The sequence below is a fragment of the Kocuria rhizosphaericola genome, from assembly GCF_044462205.1.
Lineage (GTDB): Bacteria > Actinomycetota > Actinomycetes > Actinomycetales > Micrococcaceae > Kocuria > Kocuria rhizosphaericola.
In genome coordinates, this window is sequence record NZ_JBISWK010000088.1 from 1 (window position 1) to 2,795 (window position 2,795).

The 2,795-nt window shown below is 71.1% G+C and carries 5 protein-coding genes; 2 read left to right on the forward strand and 3 right to left on the reverse strand.

All coding sequences use genetic code 11. From position 1 onward, the window contains the following. On the reverse strand, window positions 1-365 hold a 365-nt coding region (locus ACH9D2_RS09230; protein ID WP_396362546.1), incomplete at its 3' end, for a hypothetical protein. A gap of 295 nt (window positions 366-660) precedes the next feature. Here ACH9D2_RS09230 and ACH9D2_RS09235 point away from each other — a divergent pair. Then, window positions 661-1,605: a metallophosphoesterase gene (locus ACH9D2_RS09235; protein ID WP_396362547.1), complete on the forward strand. Its 945-nt coding sequence runs from the start codon at window positions 661-663 to the stop codon at window positions 1,603-1,605. Between the two features lie 31 nt (window positions 1,606-1,636). Here ACH9D2_RS09235 and ACH9D2_RS09240 read toward each other — a convergent pair whose 3' ends face one another. Next, window positions 1,637-2,146, reverse strand: coding sequence for a hypothetical protein (locus tag ACH9D2_RS09240; protein WP_396362548.1), 510 nt, complete (start codon window positions 2,144-2,146; stop codon window positions 1,637-1,639). Here ACH9D2_RS09240 and ACH9D2_RS09245 point away from each other — a divergent pair. After that, on the forward strand, window positions 2,145-2,309 hold the full coding sequence (locus tag ACH9D2_RS09245) for a hypothetical protein (protein ID WP_396362549.1): 165 nt from the start codon (window positions 2,145-2,147) through the stop codon (window positions 2,307-2,309). The genes ACH9D2_RS09240 and ACH9D2_RS09245 overlap by 2 nt on opposite strands. On the opposite strand, the gene ACH9D2_RS09250 is transcribed toward ACH9D2_RS09245, so the two are convergent. Next, window positions 2,293-2,700, reverse strand: coding sequence for a four-helix bundle copper-binding protein (locus tag ACH9D2_RS09250; RefSeq protein WP_396362550.1), 408 nt, complete (start codon window positions 2,698-2,700; stop codon window positions 2,293-2,295). The two genes, ACH9D2_RS09245 and ACH9D2_RS09250, sit on opposite strands and share 17 nt — an antisense overlap. Between the last annotated feature and the right edge of the window lie 95 nt (window positions 2,701-2,795).

Genomic DNA, 2,795 nt, shown 5'->3' on the forward strand with positions numbered 1-2,795 from the left:
TCGCGGTTGACGAGGTAGTTGGCGGTCTCCTCGTCGGTGAGGCGCATCAGCCGGTCACGGTCGCCGGGTTCGCTGAACAGGTCGCCGGCGGCCACGGTGCCGGTGGCCTCGACCTCGTCGCCGGGGCGCAGATCGGCGGGCATCTCGCTCACGAACACCACCGTCTGCTCATCGCCCATGGTCAGGAACTCCTCCCCGTAGATGCCTTCCACGTCGTTGGTGAGGGTGATCTGCTGGCCGACCAGTTCCTCGGTGGAGACCCCGGACTGGTCCAGCTGGGTCAGCCGGGTCTCGTCCTGGCAGCCGGTCAGCAGCAGCGCCCCGGTCAGGCCGGCCACGGCAAGGGTCTGGGTGCGGTGGGTCATCGGCGTGCTCCTCGGTGCTCCGGTGGCGGTGGCGGTGGCGTGTCATCGAACTGTGTCCTGCCACACTAGCCGCCGATGCTGTCCCGCACGTGGGGGGCCGGTCCGGTGGGAGCACCTCTCGCCGCACGTCATGCCGCGGCCGGTTCGTCCGTCCCCCCGAAGAAGGAGCACAGGAACCGCTGGTGGCACGGTGGGGACCGTTAGGGTGGAGGCCCAGGAGGGACGGAACCGGCAGCCCCGCTCACCGGCCGCCGAGCCGTCCTGTGCCGCCCTGGTGACCCACGAGAGGACTCCGATGGCCCACCCAGCTGCCCGGGACGACGAGGCGGTTCCCGGCCGCCGGGGACACCGGCACCGGCGTCTTCGCCGCGTCCTCACGGGCCTGGTGGCGGTCGTGGTCGCCCTGGGCCTGCTCGTGGTCGGCTACGGAGTGGCGATCGAGCCGCGGCTGATCCTCGACCAGGAACGCATCCAGGCCCGCATCCCGGGGCTGGGCCCGGAGTGGGCCGGGGCCCAGGTGATGGTGTTCTCCGACCTGCAGGTCGGGATGTGGTGGGACAACACCGGAATGATCGAGCGCGTGGTGGAGACCACCGTGGCCGCGCAACCGGCGGCGGTGCTGCTGCCCGGGGACTTCCTCTACCAGAGCGAGGCCAGCATCCAGGAACGGGTGGATGATGTGACCCGGTTGCTGGAGCCCCTGACCGCAGCCGGGATCCCGGTGTACGCGACCATGGGCAACCACGACTACGCCGTCGGGGCCGTCGAGGAGCTCACCACGGCCTTCGAGGACCGGGGCATCGAGGTGCTGGCCAACGAGGCGGTCGTCGTGCCGGCTCCCGGGGGCGGACCCGGGCCGGGGTTGTTCCTGGTCGGGGTGGGGCCGTCCTCGGTCGGAGAAGCCGCGCCTCAGGAGGCCTTCGACGACGTGCCCGAGGCCGCCCCCCGGCTGGTGATGATGCACAATCCCACCACGTTCCCCGAACTGGCTCCCGGGACTGCTCCGCTGTCGGTGGCCGGGCACACCCACTGCGGGCAGATCGCCCTGCCCCTGCTGTCGCAGTGGTCCTATCTGGGGCTGACCGAGGAGGAGGAACTCGTGGTCGACGGCTTCGCCCCTCCCGGCTACGGTGCCGAGGGCAACGAGATGTATGTGACCTGCGGGATCGGGTTCAGCCTGCTGCCCGTGCGGATCAACGCCCCGCCCCAGCTGCTGACGGTCGAACTGCGCCGGGCCTGACCCGGCCCGGTCACCACCCGCGCCGGACTGCCTACCGGGCTTCGAGGGCGGCCTCGTCCAGGTAGGGCTGGCCGATGTGGCGGTCGTAGAACCCGGCCTCGTTGTCGACGTCGTCCTGGTCGACCCGTGCTTGGAAGTTCGCCTCCAGGGTGCCGGTGACCTCCACGACCGCGCCCTGTTCCGCGTCGGGGAAGGCGTACTGGGCGCTGACCAGCAGCGGATCCAGGTCCGGGTTCTCGGGGTCGGTGAGGACCAGGGCGGAGCGGGAGGGCACCAGGTCGGCGACCTCCCCGGTGAGGCTCACCTGCTGCCCGGCGTAGGAGGACACATCGGTGCGGAACTCCTCGTCGTAGGGCCCGGTGTAGGCGGCGGTGGGCTGCTCACCCGGGGTCTGTTCCGGCTGGGCCGGGCTGGACTCGGTCTCGGGGGCGGGTTCCGCGGTGTTGCTGGTGCCGCAGCCGGTGCTCACCGCGGCGGTGGTGGCCAGGGCCAGGGCGCCGGCCAGCTTCCGCACGCGATGACGGTGGTGGGTGGTGTTCATGGTGGTCCTTCTCATCGTCGAAGCGGTGCACTGGGTGCTGGCCGAGGGGCTGCCCCCCGCCCCGGGTGATCTGCTGCTGGGCCGGCGGGGACACGGACCGCATCATGGGCCGGTTCCCCGGGAGGCGGTGCTGGCCGCCTCCGTGATCAGCCCAGGGCGGTGATCAGGTCCATGCAGGCGACTTCGCACCGGCGGCAGGCCTCGGCGCAGATGCGGCAGTGCTCGTGCCGGTCCGCGTGGGTTCCGCACTCATCGGCGCAGGCCTTGGCCACCATCCAGCAGGCCCGCAGCGCGGCCAGGTTGATGTTGACGTCGTAGCCGGTGTGCCGGGAGAGCACGTTGCCGGTGGCCGCGCACAGATCCGCACAGTCCAGGTTGATGCGCACACACTGGGTCAGCTCTGCCACCGCGTCCTCGGACAGGCACGCGTCCGCGCAGGCCGTGCAGGTCTGGGCGCACTCGAAGCAGGCGGCGATACAAGCCGCCAGCTTCACCTCGTCCACCTCCCCGAGGTCCTTCGGGTAGCTGGTGAGCATCGATGGCACATGCATCATGGTCTCGCTCCTTCGTCCGGACACGGCGGTCATGGGCGCGGCACCCGGGTCCGAGCCGGTGCACCCGGTGCCCACTCACGGATTCGACCGTAGCC